23 protein-coding genes are annotated in these 23226 nt (G+C 31.4%); 21 read left to right on the top strand and 2 right to left on the bottom strand.

Translation table 11 applies throughout. The features are described from left to right. Positions 1-2: 2 nt before the first annotated feature. The 9 genes from hisC (at position 3) to CLCY_RS03685 (ending at position 8393) form a co-directional block, all read left to right on the top strand. Positions 3-1079 carry a histidinol-phosphate transaminase gene (gene hisC / locus CLCY_RS03725; RefSeq protein ID WP_048569801.1) on the top strand — a complete coding sequence of 359 codons (1077 nt, stop codon included), beginning with the start codon at positions 3-5 and terminating at the stop codon, positions 1077-1079. Next, positions 1060-1644 carry an imidazoleglycerol-phosphate dehydratase HisB gene (gene hisB / locus CLCY_RS03720; RefSeq protein WP_048569800.1) on the top strand — a complete coding sequence of 195 codons (585 nt, stop codon included), beginning with the start codon at positions 1060-1062 and terminating at the stop codon, positions 1642-1644. The genes hisC and hisB overlap by 20 nt, the downstream gene beginning before the upstream one ends. Before the next feature lie 10 nt (positions 1645-1654). After that, a complete protein-coding gene (hisH, locus tag CLCY_RS03715) occupies positions 1655-2254 on the top strand; it encodes an imidazole glycerol phosphate synthase subunit HisH (RefSeq protein WP_048569799.1) in 600 nt (199 codons plus the stop codon). Positions 2255-2256: 2 nt separating this feature from the next. Continuing rightward, positions 2257-3018: an imidazole glycerol phosphate synthase subunit HisF gene (gene hisF, locus CLCY_RS03710; protein ID WP_048569798.1), complete on the top strand. Its 762-nt coding sequence runs from the start codon at positions 2257-2259 to the stop codon at positions 3016-3018. 1 nt (position 3019) lies between these two features. Beyond that, complete coding sequence (gene hisIE, locus CLCY_RS03705) at positions 3020-3619, top strand: bifunctional phosphoribosyl-AMP cyclohydrolase/phosphoribosyl-ATP diphosphatase HisIE (protein WP_048569797.1); 600 nt, start codon at positions 3020-3022, stop codon at positions 3617-3619. Positions 3620-3756: 137 nt separating this feature from the next. Continuing rightward, positions 3757-4485, top strand: a complete 729-nt coding sequence (locus tag CLCY_RS03700; protein WP_048569796.1) for an EcsC family protein — start codon at positions 3757-3759, stop codon at positions 4483-4485. A 188-nt stretch (positions 4486-4673) separates the two neighbouring features. Continuing rightward, positions 4674-5729, top strand: a complete 1056-nt coding sequence (gene potA, locus CLCY_RS03695; RefSeq protein ID WP_048569875.1) for a spermidine/putrescine ABC transporter ATP-binding protein — start codon at positions 4674-4676, stop codon at positions 5727-5729. After that, the gene (locus tag CLCY_RS03690) at positions 5719-6549 is read left to right on the top strand and encodes an ABC transporter permease (protein ID WP_048569795.1); all 831 of its coding nucleotides are present in this window, start codon (positions 5719-5721) and stop codon (positions 6547-6549) included. Before potA ends, CLCY_RS03690 begins: the two co-directional genes overlap by 11 nt. Continuing rightward, positions 6543-8393, top strand: coding sequence for an extracellular solute-binding protein (locus CLCY_RS03685; protein WP_048569794.1), 1851 nt, complete (start codon positions 6543-6545; stop codon positions 8391-8393). The genes CLCY_RS03690 and CLCY_RS03685 overlap by 7 nt, the downstream gene beginning before the upstream one ends. Positions 8394-8444: 51 nt before the next feature. Here CLCY_RS03685 and pdaA read toward each other — a convergent pair whose 3' ends face one another. After that, positions 8445-9377 (bottom strand): delta-lactam-biosynthetic de-N-acetylase, encoded by a 933-nt coding sequence (gene pdaA, locus CLCY_RS03680; protein WP_048569793.1) that lies wholly within the window; start codon positions 9375-9377, stop codon positions 8445-8447. A gap of 156 nt (positions 9378-9533) precedes the next feature. Between pdaA and CLCY_RS03675 the strand changes: the two genes are divergently transcribed. The 10 genes from CLCY_RS03675 (at position 9534) to spoVAE (ending at position 17752) form a co-directional block, all read left to right on the top strand. Beyond that, entirely contained in the window at positions 9534-11276 is a 1743-nt protein-coding gene (locus CLCY_RS03675; RefSeq protein ID WP_048569792.1) for an Eco57I restriction-modification methylase domain-containing protein, read from the top strand. A gap of 188 nt (positions 11277-11464) precedes the next feature. Continuing rightward, positions 11465-12469 carry a tryptophan--tRNA ligase gene (trpS, locus tag CLCY_RS03670; RefSeq protein ID WP_048569791.1) on the top strand — a complete coding sequence of 335 codons (1005 nt, stop codon included), beginning with the start codon at positions 11465-11467 and terminating at the stop codon, positions 12467-12469. Positions 12470-12517: 48 nt separating this feature from the next. After that, entirely contained in the window at positions 12518-13753 is a 1236-nt protein-coding gene (locus tag CLCY_RS03665; RefSeq protein WP_048569790.1) for a M16 family metallopeptidase, read from the top strand. Positions 13754-13998: 245 nt separating this feature from the next. After that, complete coding sequence (gene spoIIAA, locus CLCY_RS03660) at positions 13999-14334, top strand: anti-sigma F factor antagonist (RefSeq protein ID WP_048569789.1); 336 nt, start codon at positions 13999-14001, stop codon at positions 14332-14334. A 12-nt stretch (positions 14335-14346) separates the two neighbouring features. Then, positions 14347-14778: an anti-sigma F factor gene (gene spoIIAB, locus CLCY_RS03655; RefSeq protein WP_048569788.1), complete on the top strand. Its 432-nt coding sequence runs from the start codon at positions 14347-14349 to the stop codon at positions 14776-14778. Between the two features lie 14 nt (positions 14779-14792). Beyond that, positions 14793-15545 carry an RNA polymerase sporulation sigma factor SigF gene (gene sigF / locus CLCY_RS03650; protein WP_048569787.1) on the top strand — a complete coding sequence of 251 codons (753 nt, stop codon included), beginning with the start codon at positions 14793-14795 and terminating at the stop codon, positions 15543-15545. 220 nt (positions 15546-15765) lie between these two features. After that, entirely contained in the window at positions 15766-15906 is a 141-nt protein-coding gene (locus CLCY_RS13730; RefSeq protein WP_161797100.1) for a hypothetical protein, read from the top strand. 5 nt (positions 15907-15911) lie between these two features. Further along, positions 15912-16364: a stage V sporulation protein AC gene (gene spoVAC, locus CLCY_RS03645; RefSeq protein WP_423230487.1), complete on the top strand. Its 453-nt coding sequence runs from the start codon at positions 15912-15914 to the stop codon at positions 16362-16364. 13 nt (positions 16365-16377) lie between these two features. Further along, on the top strand, positions 16378-17394 hold the full coding sequence (gene spoVAD / locus CLCY_RS03640; protein ID WP_048569786.1) for a stage V sporulation protein AD: 1017 nt from the start codon (positions 16378-16380) through the stop codon (positions 17392-17394). Between the two features lies 1 nt (position 17395). After that, positions 17396-17752 (top strand): stage V sporulation protein AE, encoded by a 357-nt coding sequence (spoVAE, locus tag CLCY_RS03635; protein WP_048569785.1) that lies wholly within the window; start codon positions 17396-17398, stop codon positions 17750-17752. A gap of 31 nt (positions 17753-17783) precedes the next feature. On the opposite strand, the gene CLCY_RS03630 is transcribed toward spoVAE, so the two are convergent. After that, the gene (locus tag CLCY_RS03630) at positions 17784-20291 is read right to left on the bottom strand and encodes a transglycosylase domain-containing protein (protein WP_048569784.1); all 2508 of its coding nucleotides are present in this window, start codon (positions 20289-20291) and stop codon (positions 17784-17786) included. Between the two features lie 401 nt (positions 20292-20692). Between CLCY_RS03630 and CLCY_RS03625 the strand changes: the two genes are divergently transcribed. Together CLCY_RS03625 and yunB are read left to right on the top strand one after the other, a co-directional pair. Beyond that, complete coding sequence (locus CLCY_RS03625) at positions 20693-22150, top strand: glycosyltransferase family 2 protein (RefSeq protein WP_082141697.1); 1458 nt, start codon at positions 20693-20695, stop codon at positions 22148-22150. 81 nt (positions 22151-22231) lie between these two features. Continuing rightward, positions 22232-22933 carry a sporulation protein YunB gene (yunB, locus tag CLCY_RS03620; RefSeq protein ID WP_048569782.1) on the top strand — a complete coding sequence of 234 codons (702 nt, stop codon included), beginning with the start codon at positions 22232-22234 and terminating at the stop codon, positions 22931-22933. The last annotated feature ends 293 nt before the right edge of the window (positions 22934-23226 follow it).

Below are 23226 nucleotides of genomic sequence, written 5' to 3'. Positions count from 1 at the left end.
CAATGGAAAATTATATTAAAGAAAAAATAAAAACTCTTAAACCATACGTGGTTCAAGAGAATGATTGCACAATAAAACTTGATGCTAATGAAAATTCAGAAAATCTATTTAGATCATGTTTTAATGACTTTGTAAAAAAGGTTTCTGAAGGGACGATTAATAGGTATCCAGACCCATCTTCAACGCTACTTAGAGAAAAGGTAGCAAACTATGTAGGAGAAGGCGTAGATCGTGATAATATTATATGCGGTAATGGTTCAGATGAGCTTATTTCATGTATCATATCAACCTTTGTAGGTGAAAGTGATACAGTAGTTACACATTCTCCAACTTTTTCAATGTACAAAATAAGCAATCAAATACTTGGTGGAAAGTTTATAGAGGTTCCATCAAATGAAAAATTTGAAGTTAATATAGATGAGATAATAAATGTATCAAATGAAAACAACGCTAAACTAATTATCCTATGTAATCCAAATAATCCAACTGGAACAATTATAAAAAGGGAAGACATAGAAAAGGTGATAAATTCAACTAATGCTGTTGTTATTGTTGATGAAGCTTACTATGAATTCCTTGGAGAAAGTTTAGTTGATATCGCAAAGGAAAATAAAAGAGTAATTGTTTTAAGAACTCTTTCAAAGGGATTTGCACTAGCAGGGGCTAGATGTGGCTATTTAGTAGCTAGCTTAGACACTGTAAATTCTATATTAAAGGTAAAACCACCATATAATCTAAATACTCTAACTCAATATGCAGGGGAATGCATACTTGATAACTATGAAAAGGTATCAAAATCTATTGAAAGAATTAAGTCTCAAAGAGATGCTATGCTTCCTAAGTTAAGAGAAGTAAAGGGACTTACTGTGTATGATACAGGTGCAAACTTTATACTTGTAAAAACTGATAAGTGCAGTGAAGTTATAAAGAAATTTGAAGAAGAAAAGATTCTTGTACGTGGTTTCTCAGAAGGGGCACTTGAAAACTGCATTAGATTTTCAATTGGATTTGAAAATGAAAACAATAAAGTAATTGAAATTATAAGTGAGGTTCTTGAAAATGAGAATTGCAAAGCTTAATAGAAAAACAAATGAAACTGATATAAAGTTATCTATAAACCTTGATGGAGAAGGAGTTAGAAATATTAATACAGGTGTTCCTTTTCTAGATCATATGATGGATTTAATGGCAAAGCATGGGTTCTTAGATTTAGATGTTGACTGCAAAGGTGATGTGCATATAGATGCACATCACACAGTTGAGGATATAGGGATAGTTTTAGGTGAGGCATTTAATGAAGCAGTAGGTGATAAAGCTGGAATAGTTAGATATTCAACTGTATTTACTCCTATGGATGAAGCTCTTTCAATGATATCACTAGACGTAAGTGGAAGACCGTTTTTACACTTTAATGTAGAATATACCGCAGACAAGGTAGGAGAATTTGATGTAGAGCTTTGTGAAGAATTTTTCAGAGCATTTGCATATAATGCAAAGGTAACTCTTCATGCAAATTTAAATTACGGAAAAAATAACCACCATATTATAGAGTCACTATTTAAGGGACTTGGACGCGCTATAAATCAGGCGTGTGAGAAAAAGGATAGTATAAAGGGAGTTTTATCTACTAAGGGAGTTTTATAGGAGGTACATTATGATAGCAATTATTGATTACGGTGTTGGTAACCTGAAGAGCATATATAACTCTCTAAAAAGAGTTGGAATAGATTCAGTTGTAACAAGTGACGAAAATGTAATAAATAGTGCAGAGAAAATAATACTTCCTGGTGTTGGGGCATTTAATGATGCTATGGAGTGCCTTAAAAAGTCTGGACTTATAGACTGTGTTAAGGAAAATATAGCTAGTGGAAAGCCAACACTTGGAATATGCCTAGGAATGCAATTATTATATGAGAAAAGCTATGAAGACGGAGAATTTGAGGGACTTGGTGTTCTTAAAGGGGAAGTCGTAAAGATAAAAGAAGGTGTAAAGATTCCTCATATGGGATGGAATAGCCTTAAAAAAGGAATAGACCACAAAATAGCTGAGGGAATAAATGAGGGAGAATATGTTTATTATGTTCACTCATACTATGTAGAACCAGATACTATGGATGAGGTTGTGTTTTATTCAGACTATAATGTTTGTGTTCCAGGAGTTGTTGCTAAGGGAAATATAATAGGAATGCAATTCCACCCAGAGAAAAGTGGAGATACAGGACTTAAGCTTTTAAAGAATTTTGGGGGTATGTAAATATGCTAGCAAAGAGAATAATTCCATGTCTTGATGTTAGATCAGGAAGAGTAGTTAAGGGGAAAAAATTTACAGATATATCAGATGTAGATGATCCTGTAACTCTTGCTAAATTCTATAGTACATCAGGTGCAGATGAATTAGTATTTTATGATATAACTGCAAGTTCTGAAGAAAGAGATATATTCCTTGATGTTGTTGAAAATACAGCAAAGGAAATAAATATTCCTTTAACAGTAGGGGGAGGAATAAAAACAGTAGAAGATTTTAGTGCAGTTTTAAAGGCAGGTGCTGATAAGGTATCAATTAATTCATCAGCAGTTAGGAATCCAAACCTTATTAAAGAAGGTGCCTTAAAGTTCGGTAGACAATGCGTAGTTCTTTCTATGGATATTAAGAGAAATAGTGAAGGGATATGGAAAGTATACGTAAAAGGTGGAAGAGAAGAAACAGACCTTGAAGCTGTATCATGGGCACTTGAAGGAGAAAAGTTAGGTGCTGGAGAAATAGTTATTAATAGTATAGATACAGATGGAGTACGTGAGGGGTATGACCTTGATATAACAAAGAAAATATCTGAGCTTGTAAATGTACCGGTTGTAGCATCTGGTGGAGCAGGAAAAAAGGAAGACTTTCTAACTGTTTTAACTACAGGTAGTGCTGATGCTGCACTTGCAGCTTCTGTTTTTCACTATAAAGAAATAGACATAAAAAACCTTAAGGAATACCTATATGAAAATGGTGTTGAGGTTAGGAGGATATAATATGGAAATAAAATATGATGCAAATGGACTAGTTCCAGCGGTTATTCAATGCGTAAACACAGGGAAAGTTTTAATGCTTGGATATATGAATAGTGAATCACTAGAAAAAACTATAGAAACTAAAAATGTATGGTTTTACAGTAGAAGTAGACAAAAGCTTTGGATGAAAGGTGAAACATCAGGAAACATTCAAGTAGTAAAGAGTATAAAGTCTGACTGTGACAATGATGCACTACTAATTGAAGTAGAAAGCAGAGGTCCTATTTGCCACACTGGAAATAGTACATGCTTCTTCAATGAAATTGAAAAAGAGTCTGAGTATGTAAATATTGTAGATGAACTTTATAAGACAATAGTACACAGAAAAGAAAATCCTGTTGAAGGTTCATATACTAACTATTTATTTGATAAGGGTGTAGATAAGATTCTTAAAAAGGTCGGAGAAGAAACAAGTGAAGTTATTATAGGAGCTAAAAATGATTCTAAGGAAGAAATGAGTTATGAAATTTCAGATCTTATTTATCACTTATTAGTTCTTATGGTAGATAGAGGAGTTAAGGTAGAAGATATAAAGGCTGAGCTTTTAAAAAGATTTAAGTAGAGTTAAATGGAGTAAATAGTTTTATTTACTCCATTTTTATATATATCTAAGGTATGGATTTTAAATAAAAACTTTATTAGAATTTAATTAGAAGATTGGTAAATAATTAATATATAAAGTTTGTGGAGTTGATATATATGGACTATGAAAGTAAAGTAATAAAAGAAAACATTCAATGGCAGGAAGAGATGAAAAAACCTCCGAAGTCATCTAGCATAATAGCAAAGAGTATTCAAAATAAGGTGAATAGTATGGTACCTGAAAAAGTACATGAAATTATAACAGATACAATAAAAAATATGATAAAGATGGTTTTAAAGGGTTCAGAGTTTATAAGTTCGAAACCATATGTATCCTTAACACTAAAGGAGAGGGAATACCTTATAGATGAAAAAGTAAAATCCTATAGAAAAGGAGGAGTAATAGCGGGAGCAGGTATAGGCGCTGGAGGGATAATTTTAGGGCTTGCAGATTTTCCGGTTTTAGTTAGTATAAAAATAAAATTATTATTTGATATAGCTTTGATTTATGGTTTTGATGTAACTAATTTAAATGAAAGGCTTTATATACTTAACATATTTAAATTAGCTTTTTCAAGTGATGAAAAAAGAAGAAGTGTTTATCTAGATGTTGCTAATTGGGAAGAAGTTCAAGCTTCCTTTCCAAATAATTATGAAGACTTTGACTGGAGAGATTTTCAGCAAGAATATAGGGATTATATAGATATATCTAAGATGCTACAGCTTCTTCCTGTAGTTGGAGCAGCATTTGGAGCAGCAGCTAACTACAAACTTTTAAATAGACTATCATATATAGCTAAAAATGCATATAGATTAAGAATATTAAAGCAAAAAGGGCTTCTTTAAATTAAGAGGCCCTTTTGATATATAATTGTTACTTATATTATAAATATTTGTTTTAGTCGTTATATATATTCTGTATGTTGACAAATTTCTTGCATATATATATAATTTGTTCTGTTTGGTAATAATCAGGAGAATTTTGTAGGAAGCCGACCTTTTAATAAGTAAGTATGGGAGGTAGTAAAATGGAAATTGGAGAAAATATAATCGAACTAAAAGGACTAAGTAAGGAATATGATGGTCAGAAAGTATTAAAGGAAATTAATCTTTATGTTAGAAAAAATGAGTTTATAACATTACTTGGACCAAGTGGTTGTGGAAAAACTACAACATTAAGACTAATTGGAGGATTTGAAGTTCCAACTAGTGGCCAAATTTTATTTGAAGGTAAGGATATCGCAAGTCTTCCTCCGTATAGAAGAAGGGTAAATACTGTTTTTCAAAAGTATGCTTTGTTTCCTCATTTAGATATTTATGAAAATATTGCATTTGGCCTAAGACTTAAGGGAATGGATGAAGATTTAATTGATTCAAAGGTAAAGGACATGCTTCATCTTGTAAACTTAGATGGTTTTGAAATACGTGATGTTGATTCACTAAGTGGAGGGCAACAACAAAGAGTCGCAATTGCAAGAGCACTTGTTAATGAACCAGAGGTACTACTACTTGATGAACCGCTAGCGGCATTGGACCTTAAAATTAGAAAAGAAATGCAAACTGAGCTTAAGAAGATGCAACAAAGACTAGGGATAACCTTTATTTTTGTAACCCATGATCAGGAAGAGGCACTAACTATGTCTGATACTGTTGTTGTTATGAAGGATGGTAGCATTAGGCAAATTGGTACTCCGGAGATGATATATAATGAGCCTAAAAGTGCATTTGTTGCTGAGTTTATAGGAGAAAGTAATATTGTTAGTGGAATTATGCATGAGGATTTGGTGGTTGAATTTATAGGAAGAAAATTTAAATGTTTAGATAAAGGCTTTAAGGAAAAGGAAGAGGTTGATGTTGTTATAAGACCTGAGGACATCAAAATAGTAAATTTTGATGAAGGAATGCTTATAGGTACAGTAGAATCGGTAATTTTCAAAGGTGTCCACTATGAAATGATAGTAAATGTATCAGGAAATGAGTTTATGTTACATAATACTCATATGGCAAAGGTAGGTAGCAAAATAGGACTAAGAATAGACCCAGACGATATTCATATTATGAAAAAGGTAGATAATAAATATGATAAATAGAAAAAAGCTACTAGCTTCACCTCATATAATTTGGACAATACTATTTACTATTATTCCTGTAATTTTGATATTTTCATATAGTTTTACATATAAGAATGGAGAAGGTGTTAGATTTACCCTTGAGCACTTTAAAAGATTTTTAGAACCATTATATTTAGATGTACTATGGAGATCTATATTATTGGCCTTAGTTAGTACGATTATATGTTTAATTCTAGGTTATCCACTAGCTATGATTCTTGCAAATTCAAGGCTAAAGTCAAGGAACTTATTAGTACTTCTTTTAATAATACCTATGTGGATGAACTTTCTTTTAAGAACATATGCATGGATGAATATACTAGAGAAAAGTGGACTTTTAAATAAAGCTTTATCATTTATTGGACTACCAACTATTAATATTATGTATACTAACTATGCGGTTGTGTTAGGAATGGTTTATAACTTTTTACCATTTATGATACTTCCTATTTATACTGTTTTAACAAAAATAGATAATAGGTTAGTAGAGGCTGCACAGGACTTAGGTGCAAATAAGGTAATTGTTTTCAAAAAGGTGATACTTCCATTAAGTATTCCAGGAGTTATATCAGGTATTACTATGGTGTTTATGCCTGCAGTAACCACCTTTGTTATATCAAGGCTACTTGGTGGAGGCCAATATACATTAATAGGAAACTTAATAGAACAGCAATTCCTAACGACATTAGATTGGAACTTTGGTTCTGCTATAAGTGTTATTATGCTCATTGTAATTCTTATGAGTATGGGAATAATGTCTAAATATGACAAGGATAAGGAAGGTGTTGGACTATGGTAGGAAAGTACTTAAAAAGAATATATACCTTTCTTATATATTTGTTTTTATATGCTCCAATAGGAGTTTTAATAATATATTCATTTAATAAGTCACGCTCCCGTGGGAATTGGGGAGGATTTTCACTAAAGTGGTATAGGGAGTTATTTAATGACCCTCAGATAATGAAGGCACTATATTATACATTAGTGGTGGCTGTTTCCTCAGCCTTCATTGCTACAATAATTGGTACCGCTGCATCACTCGGAATACATTATATGAAAAGAAGAGGTAGAAATGTAGTTATGAACTTAACATACATTCCTGTTCTTAATGCAGATATAGTAACAGGTGTAGCATTAATGTTACTTTTTATTGCTGTAAATATACCACTTGGACTGACTACACTACTTTTAGCACATATTACATTTAATATTCCCTATATAATATTATCTGTATTACCAAAGCTTAAGCAAATGGATCCAAATCTACAAGAAGCAGCACTTGATTTAGGTGCAACTCCTATAGTGGCATTTAAAAAAGTAGTACTTCCAGAAATTATGCCAGGAGTTCTAACAGGTGCACTACTAGCATTTACTATGTCACTTGATGACTTTGTTATAAGCTTTTTTACTACTGGAGGAGGGGTATCAAATCTTTCCATTCAAATATATTCGATGGCAAGGGTAGGTGTAACCCCTACAATAAATGCACTTTCTACTCTTTTATTTGTAACAGTACTAGGATTATTGTTACTTGTAAATTCTAGAGATGGAAAAAGTGCTAAAAGACAAAAGAGAAGAAAGAAGAAAAGTAAAAAAACTACTTTAATAAAAATATTAGTAGCTGTTACTATACTTGTTACGATAATTGGATATGCGGGATTAACATCTAATTCGGAAAAGGTAGTATTAAATGTATATAACTGGGGGGAATACATTGATAAGTCTGTTATAGGTGAATTTGAAAAGGAATATGGTATTAAGGTAAATTACGAAACATTTGCAACAAACGAGGATATGTATGTAAAGATAAAATCTGGTGGAAGTAGTTATGATGTTACCTTTCCATCTGATTACATGATAAGTAAAATGGCAAATGAAGGATTACTTTATGAAATAGATATGAAGAATGTTCCTAATTATAAATATATAGATAATGTTTTAAAGAACCAAGTATTTGACCCTAAAAATAAGTATTCAGTTCCATATACATGGGGAACAGTAGGTATTATATATAATAAGAAGTTAGTAAAAGACAAGGTAGATAGCTGGGATATACTATGGGATAAAAAATATTCTAAAGGCATAATGATGTTAGACAGCCAAAGAGAATCAATTGGAATTGCTCTTCAAAGAAGAGGAAAATCACTTAATAGTGCCAACACAGAGGATTTAAACATCGCTAAAAAGGATTTAATTGCTCAAAAGCCTCTTGTTCTTGCTTATGTAGTAGATGAAGGTAAGGATAAGATGGTTGCAGGAGAAGCAGCTATGATGGTTACTTGGGCAGGAGATGCTATGACAATGATGGCAGACAATAAAGATTTAGCATTTGCAGTACCACATTCAGGAAGTAATATATTCTTTGATTCTATGGTTATACCAAAAACATCAAAGCACAAGGCAGAAGCAGAACTTTTTATTAATTTTATGACTAGAACAGATATATCATTAAAAAATACACTTGAAACTGGATATTCAACTCCACAGGTAAATACAAAAAAGGCACTTCCTAAGGAAATAAAAGAAAATAAGACAGCCTATCCAGATAAAAGTATTATAGAAAAATGTGAAGCATATCAGGATCTTGGAAGTAGGGTTTATTTATATGATAGAATTTGGACGGAAGTAAAAGCCGCTAGATAATAAATTAAATTAAAACAATAACCTAGGTAAAAAAATACCTAGGTTATTGTTTTAATTTAATTTATCAAGGGATAGGAATTCATATCCTTCAGCCTTTAAATCCTTAATTACAGAATCAAGTGCCTTAGTATTACTTTCTGATACTGCATGGAGTAAAATTACACATCCATTGTGCATGCCACCTTTTATTTTTTTTATTGTATGTTCAACAGAAGGCTGGTTATTAACCTCCCAGTCTTTATGTGCAAAGCTCCAAAATACACTTTTATAGCCTAGCTTCTCTGTTAGATATAAAGATTTTTCACTATATCTTCCCATAGGTGGTCTAAAAAATTTAGGCATATCCTTACCAGTTACAGCCTTAAAGGATTCCTCTGTATCTGTAAATTCCTTATTAAACTTATCCTCATCATCTGTAACAGATGGCATAGCCGGATGATTAGATGTATGGTTACCAACTATATGACCTTCATTAACCATTCTATTGATTAGGTCTTTTTCTTTCTCTATGTAAGGTTTGGTAACAAAGAAAGCGGCGGGTACATTATTAGCCTTTAAAATATCTAGGATTTCTCCAGTATAACCATTTTCATATCCTTCATCAAAGGTTAAATAAAGCTTTTTAGATGAAGTATCTCCTACAAAATAACCAGAATATTTCTTTAAAAGCTCATTAACGCTTTCAACTATTTCAGGGGTTCTAAATTCTTTATTTGGTCTATAACCCCAATGAATTTCTTTGTTAGATAATGATGAAGCATCAGCACTCTTACTAGGTTTAGATGAGGCCTCTTTAGTTGAAACTTTACTTTCATTTTCAGTTTTATTATTAGGAAGTTTCTCAGAATTATTATCCTTAGACTCCGTAATATTATTTCCCTTACTAATATTACTAGTATTAGGGTTATTATCATTATACTTTGCACATGATGAAAGAGATAAAGATAATAAGATTGTTAAAGAAATAATAAGTTTTTTTTGCATATTTTACCTCCATATTATTCTTTGATATACTTAGTATGGTTAAAATTGAAAATGATATACTATATAAAGAGAGAAATAATTTAAATTATTAACAATTATATTTGATAAATAGATATTTTCATAGTTAATATGAATTAATACGAATGAGGTTATTTTATGCTAGATTTATTTGTTCAGGATTTAGAAAGTCTTTATAACGATATAAAAAAGTTTAAAGAAAAAGAATATATAGAAAAATTTAAGAAAAGGTGGAAAATAAATAAAAGTATAGGGGAGTTTTATCAAGGTATTTCTTTAAAGGAAAGTAAAAAGAAAAGTGGAAGCTTTTACACTCCATTTGATGTAGTAGATTATATTAATAGTAATATATCTAAAAATATAAAAGATAAAAAAGAATATGAGATTAAAATATTAGATCCTTCATGTGGTGGAGGATATTTTTTAATAGATATATATATAAAGCTAGAAAAGCTACTCTCTGACATAAACTTTCCAATGAAAGAAAAGTTTATTATAGATAAGATTATATATGGATATGACATTGATAAGGTTGCGACTCTAATAACAATAATTGAGCTTTTTTATCTTTCAGGATATATAAGTGAAAATATATTTAATAAAGACTTTTTATTTGATAATAATGATATAAAATATAACTATATATTAGGAAACCCACCTTACATAGGTCATAAAGTATTAGAGGCAAGCTATAGAAAAGAACTATCTAATTTCTATGGTGATGTTTTTTATGATAAAGGTGATTTAAGTTACTGTTTCATAAAAAAATCAATAGACTTACTAGTAAATGGTGGACACCTTGTATTTTTTACATCTAGATATATACTTGAATCATTATATGGTAGGGAAATACGTAGGTTTATACTGGATAATTGCAATATAAACAGGATAATTGATTTTTATGGTGTGAGAATAGTAAAAGGTGCAGGAGTAGATAATGTAATACTTAATTTTGAAAAAGCAAACTATAAAAATGATACCGCAGAATATTTTAAAATTAATATAGAAGGAAAAGATAAAGGTGCTGAAGTTTTTAATGATATTGATAAAGGTCTAGGTAAATATACAAGACATATTAAAGTAAATACTAGTGAACTTAATCCAGAAGGATGGAGTTTTTTAAGTAAAGAAGAAAAAAATATAATATCTAAAATTTTGAATAAATGTAATGTTAGATTAGGTGATATAGCAGATAGCTTTCAAGGAATTATTACTGGTAAAGATGAGGCTTTTATAATTAAAAAGGAAGATGCTAAGTTACATAGTATAGAGAATGACTTATTAAAGCCTTGGATAAAGGGAAAGCAAATAATAAAGTTTAAGGTTAATTCATCAGATAAGTTAATTGTTTATTCCGATATAATTAAGGATGAAAAGGATTATCCTAATACACTTAAGTATTTATCTTTTTATAAAGAAATACTTCAAAAGCGTAGAGAGTGTGTAAGGGGATTGAGAAAGTGGTATAACATACAATGGGGAAGAAAAGCTGAGTTATTCGAAGGTAAGAAGATTATTTTTCCCTATAAGTCAGATTCTAATAGGTTTTCAATTGACATTGGTAATTTTTTTAGTGCGGATATATATTCAATAGTGCTTAAAAAAGAATATGAACACTATACATATGAATACATTGAAAGTTTACTTAATAGTAGTGTATATGAGTTTTATATAAAAACAATTGCCAAAAAGTTAGGGGATAGTCTTTATGAATATTACCCAAATAAAATAATGAATATATTTATTCCCGAGGTTATTAAAGATATATGTAGTATTTATAACTCTAGTAATACGGATATTAACAAAATAGATAATATCCTAGGGCAATATTTTGGTATTACTGAAGAGGAATTTAAGCTTATAAAACTATGGTGTAGCTAGTATGTGAAGCACATAAATGAACACTGGGCTCATGTTTACATTTAAAGAAAAATAATATATAATCATACTTGATTGTATCGAATTTTATGTTTTTTTTAAACTATCAATGATATATTGGCAAACCGCCTTTCGTCTGCGTCAAGGACGAAGGGCTTTTTTTCGCAAATTACATACTTAGGAGGGATTACATGGAGAGCAAAAAAGTTATATTCAGTGGAACTCAGCCTTCAGGAAAATTAACATTAGGAAATTATCTAGGAGCACTTAAGAACTGGGTAGACCTTCAAGATGATTATAATTGTTACTATTGCATAGTAGACTTACATGCTATTACTGTGCCTCAAGAACCAAAGGATTTAAGAGCAAGAACACTAGAAGTTCTAGCTCAGTATATAGCATCAGGAATTGACCCAGAAAAGAATACTTTATTTATACAGTCACATGTAACAGCTCATGCTGAACTTGCATGGGTATTAAACTGCTTAACATATATGGGTGAGCTTAATAGAATGACCCAGTATAAGGAGAAGTCATCAAAGGTTGGAGCTAATTTAAATGCAGGATTATTTACATACCCTTCATTAATGGCTGCGGATATATTATTATATGGTTCAGATTTAGTTCCTGTTGGTGAGGATCAAAAGCAGCATCTAGAGCTTGCACGTGATCTTGCAGCGAGATTTAATACAAAGTATAGCGAAACATTTAAGGTTCCAGAGCCTTATATTCCAAAGGTTGGGGCTCGTATTATGAGTTTACAGGAGCCAACTAAAAAAATGTCTAAGTCAGATGATAATAAAAATGCATTTATATTGTTATCTGAAACTGCAGATGAAACAAGAAGTAAGGTTAGAAAAGCTGTTACAGATTCAATAGGGGAAGTAAACTATTCTGATGATCAGCCTGGAATAAAAAATCTTCTTACAATGTATTCTATTTTTACAGGAGAGTCAATAGAATCTATAGTAGATAGATATAAAGGGGAAGGATACGGTAAATTTAAGGAAGATACTGCAGAAGCCATAATAGAAGGACTTAGACCATTGAGAGAAAAGTACAATTACTTAATGAGTAATAAAGACTATCTTGAAAACATATATACAGATGGAGCTAAAAAGGCTGAATATGCAGCAAGAAAGATGTTAAGAAAAGTTTATAAAAAAGTTGGATTTATACCAAGAAAGTTTGACTAAAAGGGCAGATAATATCTGTCCTTTCTAAAGTTTAGAAAGGATGAGGGAATGAATAAAGATAAATTAAAAAAATCCATACTAAAGAATGGTTTAAAGGTTATAACCTATGAAGCAGAAGGAAATATTTTTTCTTTAGGTTTTGGTGTAAAAGTAGGTTCCCTATATGAAAACGAAAAAGTAAGCGGTATATCCCATTTAATAGAACATATGCTTTTTAAAGGAACAAAAAATAGAAATATAGATGAATTTAATATGGATTTAGAAGAGTTAGCTACTGAAATGGATATATATACATCCTATGATCAAACTGTTTTAGGAATAGATGTAATAAAAACGAAGGCAGATAAGGCAATGGAAATAGTAGCTGATATGATGATGAATCCACTTTTTGATGATAAGGAATTTAAGCTTGAGAAAAAGGTTATACTTGAAGAGATAAAAATGGGCGAAGATGACCCAGAGGATATAGCTTATCAAGGCCTTTACAAAGAAGCATTTCCAAGTAGATGGCATAATTATTATATAGCAGGAACACTAAAATCTGTTAAAGCTACTACAAAGGAAGAAGTAATAGAGCATCATAAGAAATACTACGTTCCTAATAATTCAATAATGTGTGTAGTAAGTTCATATTCCCATGAAGAGGTACTCCAAATTGCAGAGAGACATTTTGGAGATTGGAAGGAAGGGGAAGTTGAAGCTGTAATAGAGGAGCACATAGATATTCCATTTAAAAAGGTAAAAAAACATAAAAAAGGAATATCCCAGGCTCATGTTATATATGCCTTTGACATTCAAAATCTAACTAGGGAAGAAAGTATAGTATTAACCCTATTTAGTGAAAAGATAGGATCAGGTGGAAACTCTATTTTATTTAAAGAGCTTCGTGATAAAAGAGGACTAGCATATAGTGTATATAGTGATATAGATTTCATGAATAATCTTAAAATGATGTATATATATGCTGGAGTTTCAAGTGAAAATGTAAATGAGACATGTCTAGTAATAGATGATATGATTAATTACATTAAAGGTGAATTTAAAATAACTGAAAAATCTCTAAGCCTATTAAAGGAAAGATTTATAATAGATACAGAAGTAACCCTTCAGTCATCTTCAACTATAGTTGAGTATATGATGCAAGGAGAGATAGAATATAATAACCCTTTAGAATATCTTGAAGTTCTAAAGGTAATGAATGAGGTATCAACTAAGGAGCTTGAAGAAATAGCGAGTAAGGTATTTAACAATCCATTGATTTATATTTTAATGCCTAAGGAATAGATAAATTTAATTTAAAACCTCTATAGTAAAATTGGCACTATGCTATTTTCTATAGAGGTTTTTTCGTCTTTTTATAGAATATTTATCATAAACACTTTATTATTATAGTGATTAAGGTAGAATAAAAGCTAAAATTAATAAAAGACTAAAGAATTTGTAATACGATTCTTTAATTTATTTAAAGGGTTTAACTATAAGGCGAAAGAATATATTATCTTGAGGTTACGTAATATGGAGGGATTAATATGTTTATAAGTTTTGATAGAAAAGATGCAACCTTGGTTGTAACTTTAGTTGGAGAACTTGATCATCATAATGCAGAAATAGTGAGAATTAAAATAGACAATAAGATAGATGAGCTTGGAAGTCAAAATATTATATTTGATTTTAATGGAGTGAACTTTATGGACAGTTCAGGAATTGGAGTAGTTATGGGTAGATATAGAAAACTTTCAACAACAGGCGGAAAAGCTTGTGTTATAAATTTAAAGCCTCAAATAAAGAGAGTTTTTGAATTAAGTGGACTTTTTAAGATAATTCCAGAATATGAAGATATTCAAAAGGCAGTTTCAAATTTATAGGAGGGTTAAGTAATGTTTGAAAATCATATGAAGTTAGAATTTCCAAGTATATCTGAGAATGAGGCCTTTGCAAGAATTGCAGTAGCAGCCTTTGCCTCCCAACTTGATCCAACAATTGAAGAGCTTTCAGATGTCAAAACAGCAGTTTCAGAGGCAGTTACTAACGCTATAATACATGGATATGAAAACTCCTATGGAAATATAATAGTGGAATGTGAAATAAAAGGAAATGTACTAACCGTAGAAATAAGAGATTTTGGACATGGGATTAGTGATATTGATTTAGCAAAACAGCCTTTATATACATCTAAACCAGAGCTTGAAAGATCAGGAATGGGATTTACCGTTATGGAGTCATTTATGGATGGCATGGAAGTAGAAACTAGTAAAGAAGAGGGTACTAAAGTTAAATTAATAAAAATTTTCAAATCAGTATCAGTATAGCTTGGAGGTAAGATATGTATAATGAAAAAACAAGCTATGATATGATAAGTCAGGAGGAAACTTTAGAACTCTTAAAAAGGGCCCAAAGCGGAGATCAAGAGGCACAGGATGTATTAGTAAGATGTAATATAGGGCTTGTTGCCTCTATTGCTAAAAAGTTCTTAAATAGAGGCTATGATTATGAAGACCTATTCCAACTTGGTTCAATAGGAATAATAAAGGCAATAAAAAACTTTAATTCTGAATTTAATGTTAAGTTTTCAACCTATGCTGTTCCTATGATTATGGGAGAAATTAAAAGGTTTCTTCGAGATGATGGTATGATTAAGGTTAGTAGGAATCTTAAAGAAACATCTAAAAAGGTTAAAATCATAAAGGAAAGATTAGCAAAGGAAGAGGGAAGAGAAGCTTCTGTTGAAGAAGTAGCAAAGGAACTTGGTATAAGTTCTGAGGATGTTATTTTAAGTTTAGAAAGTACAAGTCAACCGGGGTACTTATATGAAACGATTCATCAAGATGATGGATCTCCTGTTCTTTTAATAGATAAAATAGGTGAAGATAGAGATTATGGAACAGAAGTAGTTAATAAAATAGCTCTTAAGGATCTAATAGGTACATTAGATTCAAGAAGTAGGCAAGTAATTATTCTTAGATACTTTAAAGATATGACACAAAATCAAATAGCTCAAATACTTGGAATATCTCAGGTACAAGTATCTAGAATTGAAAAAAAGGTTTTAAAATATTTAAAGGAAAGTTTATCATAGAAAGATTTATAAATTAACATTTAACAATATGAGGTCATATTGTTTATTTTAAAGTATATATTTACAAAAAATAACAAAAAAGATTGGAGTAATCCAATCTTTTTGTTTTTTATACATAATATTTTAAACTTATATAGAAGTTAAGACTATAAATTTTAGGGCTTCGGATAAAAAAAAATTATTTGGTAAAAATAAATAATAAACTTAGGAGGTGAATATCTTGAAAAGCCTAAAAAGTAATGATTTTATAAGTGGAGTTTGTACTCAGAGCAAATCCTCTAGGTATGACTACAATAAAATAAATGTTGATTCAACCTCAATTAGTGTAGGTAGTGAAGGAATCTATAAAGAAAGTAGGTAATAAACTTGGAAAAGAAAACGGAAAAAAAGTTATCTAAAAAGTATAGTCAGATGGTAGAAGACTCAACACCTCCTTCAAATTTATTATTTAATTGTGTAAAAGCATTTATAATAGGTGGCATTATTTGCGTTATAGGACAATTTGTAATGAACTACTTTATATCTTTAGGAGTAGATAAGGAACAGGTAGGTTCATATGTATCACTTGTAATGATTTTTATTGGAGCATTTTTAACAGGAATTGGAGTATATGATGATATTGGTAAGTTTGCAGGTGCAGGTTCAGTTGTTCCTATAACAGGTTTTGCAAATTCAATCGTCTCTCCAGCTATGGAGTTTAAAAGAGAAGGATATGTACTTGGAGTTGGAGCTAAAATGTTTACTATAGCAGGACCAGTACTAGTATATGGAATATCCTCTTCTATTGTTGTTGGTATTATTTATTATTTTATAAAATAATGAGGTGAGATAAGTGGCTATTAAGAAGTTAGGCAAACAAACAGTAAAACTTGAAAATCCTCCATCAATAGTATCCACAGCATCAATAGTTGGTTCTAAGGAAGGACAGGGACCATTAAAGGATAAGTTTGATATTATACTTGATGATGATCTATGGGGAGAGGATTCATGGGAAAAAGCGGAAAGTAAAATGCTTGAAAATGCAGTAAAATTAGCAATTGATAAAGGAAACCTATCACCAGATGAGATTGATTATATGTTTGGTGGAGATTTACTAAACCAAATTATATCAGCAAGCTTCGCAGCAAGGCAATTATCGATACCTTTTTTTGGTCTTTATGGTGCATGTTCAACAATGACAGAATCATTAAGCCTTGCATCTATGATAATTGATGGAGGATATGCAGATCATTGTATAGCGACTACTTCAAGTCATTTTGCTGCAGCAGAAAGACAGTTTAGATTCCCTCTAGAAATGGGATCTCAAAGAGCTCCATCAGCACAGTGGACAGCTACAGCATCAGGCGCAGCTCTTTTATCAAAGGAAGGCGATGGACCATATATTACCCATGTAACGACTGGAAAGGTTATAGACTTTGGAATAAAGGATTCAAATAACATGGGAGCTGCTATGGCACCTTCAGCAGCAGATACGATACTTAGACACTTTAAGGATACAGGGTTACAACCAAAGGATTATGATCTTATCATAACTGGAGATTTAGGTGAGGTAGGAAAAGACCTTGCTATAAAGTTATTAAAGGAGAATAATTTAGATATATCATCAAATTTTACAGATTGTGGAGTTGAGATTTTTGATATTAAAAATCAAGATGTAGGATCTGGTGCCAGTGGATGTGGATGTTCAGCATCTGTATTTTGTGGACATTTTTATTCTTTACTTAAATCAGGAGAATTGAATAAAATACTTATACTTTCAACAGGAGCTTTAATGAGCCCAACAAGTACACTGCAAGGTGAAAGTATACCAGGAATAGCACATGCAGTAGCTATTCAAAGGAGGCTTTAATATGGATTACTTAAGAGCATTCATTATTGGAGGTGGAATTTGCATTGTAGGGCAAATTCTCATTGATAAAACTGCATTAACACCGGCGAGAATATTAGTTATATTTGTTACAGCAGGAGTTGTACTTCAAGGACTTGGATTATATCAATATTTAATTGATTTTGGAAAAGCAGGAGCAAGTGTTCCACTTCCCGGATTTGGGTATAGCTTAGCTAAAGGCGCTATAACAGAAGTTGATAAGGTAGGGTTACTCGGTGCATTTACAGGAGGTATAAAAGCTACCTCTGCAGGAATAGCTGCTGCAGTATTTTTTGGATACCTAATGGCAGTAATTTTTAACCCTAAGTCAAAAGAATAAAACAAAAAGGTGTCATATAGACACCTTTTTGCTATTTCCATAATATTAAACCTAATATATTAGTAAATGTTTTTACTAAGGCAGTTGGAGATGGTGGAGTTGTCGTTGTTGGAGGCTTAGGTTTACCTCCTGCATCAGTATTGCCACCTGTTCCTCCGCTATTACCCCCAGTATTACCACCGATATTACCACCATTATTAGTACCATTGTTTCCATCAGTACCATTACCATTGTTTGGAGTACCATCAGTATTACCGTTTGTATTACCATCAGTGTTGCCAGTATTACCATCAGTATTACCACTATTAGTGTTCCCATTATCAAAGTTACCTTCCTCTGTGGAAGGTGTAGTTGCTGGTGGAGTTGTTGTAGATGGAGTCTCAGGAGTAACTTCTTCTGTTTTAGGTATTCCTGTATGAACATCACAAACTTCACTTGGTTGACTTCCAGCAGGGAAGTAATCAGAAGTTGGAGTAATTCCCGCTTGTCTACAGAATTCTGTTACTAACTTACCTGAAACTGGACACACTTCTACAGATACAAATCCAGCAGGCCTTTTAAAATCTTTATAGGAAAGACCTCTATGGGCTTCACGCATTATATCAGCCCAAATTCTTGCAGGAACATTACTTTTTAGCCCATTAACTGCAATGCTTGGCTTGTCATGTCCTACCCAAACTGCACCGGAATAATATGGAGTAAGGCCTGTAAACCATACAGTTGCACTTTCATTGGTTGTACCTGTTTTACCAGCTGTAGGCATACCACCAAAGGCAGCAGATTTACCTGTACCATTTGATACAACGCCTTTCATCATATCAAGAGTTAAATATGATGCAGTTGAAGAAAGGGATCTATTTTCAGTTGATTTCTTTTCAAGTACTAAATTTCCATTTCTATCAAGAACCTTAGTATACATTCTAGGTTCTTTGTACATTCCATTGTTACCAAATACCCCGTAAGCTGCAGCCATTTCAGTTGCAAGTGTACCATGTGTCATACCTCCAAGTGATAATGCAGCTAAGGATTTATCATTTTCAGTAACTGTAGATAAGTGGAATTTGTTCTTTAGATAATCCATAGAATTAGATTTGCCCACCTTAATACCTAAGCGAACAGCTACTGTATTCATAGATACTCTTAAAGCATCTCTAACAGTTATTCTATCTGGATATTGTCCATTAGCATTTTTAGGGTTCCATCCACCTGTTTCTGATGGTGAAAGTCTGCTACCACTAACTGTACTTGCAGGAGTAACTAGATTTCTATCTAGAGCAGGACCATAAACAGATAGAGGTTTAATAGATGAACCAGGTTGTCTTGGAACATCAGTAGCTCTATTTAAGGATCCTATTTCATGTTCACCACGACCACCAACGATTGCTACCATATCACCAGTATTATAATCATATATTGCAGCTGCAACCTGTGGTTGAATCTTCTTTTCTGTTTTCTCACTAGGTGAGTACTCCTTATATTTTGAAGGAACATATAAGCCACTGTAATACTTAGGATTATTAGCAACTCTTTGAGCAGCTTCTTGAAGAGTTGGGTCAACAGTTAGGTATATACTGTATCCACCTGTTGCAATTTGATTTCTAGCATCTTTTTCATTAATGTTGTATTTAGCAGCAAAGTCCTTTGCAATCTCGTCTAGAGCTGGCTCTACAAACCACTGGTACTTTCCTGTATAAGTAGGTTTTTTATCTACAAATTTAAGTTTATCAGCCTTAGCTGATTCATATTGTTCTTTAGTTATATATCCATTTTCCAACATCTTATAAAGAACCGTATGTTGTCTTTGTATATAAGCTGATGGATCTTTTTCATTACGTTTACTATAAGGATAATACTTTGAAGGGTTTTGAGTGATTCCTGCTATTAAAGCAGATTCTGCTAAAGTAAGTTTTTCTACATCCTTACCAAAATAATGCTGTGAAGCACTTTCAACTCCATAAGTATTATAACCACCTAGGAATATAGTATTTAAATATGCTTCAAGTATTTGTTCTTTACTTAGTTTCTTTTCAAGTTGTAGTGATAGATACATTTCTTGAAGTTTTCTAGTGAATTTCTTTTCAGGGGTAAGTGCATAATTTTTAATAAGCTGTTGAGTTAAAGTTGATGCACCTTGAGACTTTGACATTGTTCTAACGTTGTGAAATACTGCACCGAAAATTCTTTTAATATCTATTCCACTATGTTTATAAAATCTCTCATCTTCTATTGATATAAAAGCTTTTTGTAGATTATCTGGAATTTCATTTAAAGGAACTACAGTACGGTTTATTTCCCCAGAAACTCTTTCTATTGGTTTTTGGTCTTTATCAAACATCATACTTGATTGTTTTAGGTTGTTTAGTATGTCAGTATCAATGTTAGGTGCAGACTTTATTACAGCAACTGCAACTCCAGCTCCTGCACCGGTTAAAATTAAAAGAGTTATTAAAAAACCAATTAATATAGTCTTACCAAAACTTCTTTTATTCTTCTTTTTATTTTTTTTCTTTGTAGTGTTATCAGAATTTTTTTGATCCATAAGGAACCTCCTTTAAGGGCTTTGTAGCTTGAATGGAACAAATACGAAAAAACATATTTATAATTAATATATATACCCTTATAGTAATAAAAAATGTTAAAGTTACATAAATCTTTAACATGTCCAATTATATCATATGAATATTAGAAATAGAAATATAAAGTAAAATTGATTGTTAATAACTTTGAAATAATTAAAGTTTATCTTTTAAATTTCATAAATACTTGTATAATGGATAATGTAAATAATAGGAGGGTATATGTATTATAGTTTCTATTTAAGTAGAGTTAAACTATGATAATATATGTTTGGCTCTAAGATTTTTACATTTTTAGCTTGATTTAAACAGAATTTAATTTATTATTATTATTATGGGTAGTTAAACTTTTGGAGGAATGTATATGGAAAGCATTTATAAGATAACCTATGTGCTTCAGGTACTAGCTTTCTCTGTGCTTATTTATCATCTTGGTATTTCCTTATTTGGATTATATAAGCATAAGAATAAAAAGTACGATGATATTGAAGATAAGACTTTTGCACTTGTCGTAGCGGCACATAATGAAGAGGTTGTTATTGAGCAAATAGTTGAAAGTCTAAAACATTTAGATTATAAAAGAGAACTTTATGACATATTTGTTATTGCAGATAACTGCAATGATTCTACTGCACAGATAGCAAGGGAGGCTGGAGCCTTAGTTTGTGAAAGGTTTGACGGTAGTAAAAGAGGTAAGGGTTATGCCCTTGAGTGGATGTTTAGTAAAATATTTCAAATGGAAAAGAAATATGATGCTGTTGTAGTATTTGATGCAGATAACCTTGCATCTAAGAACTTCCTTACAGCAATGAATGATAAGCTTAAGGAAGGATATAAGGTAGTACAAGGATACTTAGATAGTAAGAATCCACATGATTCTTGGATAACAGAATCATATTCTATAGCATTTTGGAGTAATAATAGATTATTTCAATTAGCAAGGAATAATCTAGGATTGTCAAATCAAATAGGTGGAACTGGATTTTGTATAGATACAAAAACATTAAAAGAGCTTGGATGGGGTGCTACTTGTTTAACAGAGGACCTTGAATTTACATGTAAGCTAGTAATGAATGGCCATAGAGTAGGTTGGGCACATGATGCAGTAATCTATGATGAGAAGCCTATAACTCTTAAACAATCATGGAATCAAAGAAAAAGATGGATGCAAGGATTTGCAGATGTTGCATCAAGATTTTTCTTTAAACTATTAAAGAAATCTATAAAAGAAAGAAATTGGACTGCTTTTGATTGTGCGCTATATACTATACAGCCGTATATAACAATCTTAACAGGAATATGTGTACTGTTAACAGCTTTTCAGTTTGTGGATAGGGCTCATATTGTTACAATTGCTAGTATTGTAGATGGTATTTCTAAAGAATATATGATTGGACTGCAAATATTTGCAATATTTCAGTTTTTATTTACCCCTATGGTAATGGCTATTGATAAGAAAATATCTAAAAAATTACTTTTATATTTTGCTCTATATTCAAGTAACGTACTACTTTCAGGACAATTATTTGCATATCTTAGAGATAAGCAACATTTAGATAATTTTGAGGTTACGATGCTAGTTGCAATAGCTGGTATAGCATTTTTATTAAGTATTATAGCTATAATTTATATTATACATAGTAAACATTTAGCTAAATTATTCGTGTGGTATTTAATATATGGATTATATGTACTAACATGGTTCCCAATAACTATTCAAGCTATTATTGATAAAAATAATAAAGAGTGGAGCCATACAAAGCATACAAGGGGAATATCAATTAACGAACTAGAAAATATAAATAAAGAATCTGTAGCTTAAGAGGTGCAATTATGCATCTCTTTTTTTATTTGTGGCAGATTGAAAGTATTGTGCATATTATAGCTATAAGGAGGTAGTAAAATGAGAAAAAGACGTATTGCACGTAAAACAAATAAAAGATTTAAGCTTCCACAGATTATAATAATTGTAACGATTTTGATTTCACTTGTTACTTTCTATGAAATAGATAGAAAACTAAAGCCGACATTAATGACGTTGTGTGATACTGAAGCTAGAAATGCTGCTACGTCAACTATAAACAACACAGTTAGGGAAGAGTTTGGAAGTAAGATTTCCTATGACAATATGATGGATATGAGAGTTGATAAGGACGGAAATCTAGTTATGATTCAGGCTAATACTGTAGAGCTCAACAGAATAGGATCCCAAATATCTCTAGCTATACAAGAAAGGATAAAAGATATAGGGGTTAGGTCAGTGAAGATACCACTTGGGGTAATTACACAAAATGATCTTTTTGCATCCTATGGTCCAAAAATTAGTTTTAAAATGAAACCTGTGGGATCCGTAGCCACAAGTTATAGATCAGAATTTCAAGCACAGGGTATTAATCAAACAAGACATATTATATATGTGGATGTAACTACAAGTATTCAAGTTATAGTACCACTTGCTACAAATAGCATAAAAGTTACAACTAACATTCCTATAGCAGAGAGCATAATTGTAGGAAAGGTGCCAGATACATATGCAAACTTTAATAAAGATTTACAAAGCATAGGAAAAGCAGAATATGGTATAGTAAAAGAACAAAGTGAATAACAACACCACCAAGTGTATCTAAATGAGAAAAGAAGTGAAAATAAGAGTAAAATATATAATATTACTATATAAATTGATTAAATAAGCCTTAGTTGGATAATTCGACTAAGGCTTATTTAGTAAGATATATCTTGTCGCCGGGAGCAGAGGCTTGGAAGCGATGTAAAAATGAGTTTCTAAAAAAAGTTGTAAAATGTTGTTGACAGAATGAAAATTATGTTTTACAATAATAGAGCACTTGGTCATTGAAAACTAAACAGTAACTATAGCGAGCGTACAATAATTTTGTGTGT

It is taken from the genome of Clostridium cylindrosporum DSM 605 (assembly GCF_001047375.1).
Taxonomy (GTDB): Bacteria; Bacillota; Clostridia; order Clostridiales; family Caloramatoraceae; genus Clostridium_AB; species Clostridium_AB cylindrosporum.
This window is presented reverse-complemented; position numbering and strand designations above follow the sequence as displayed.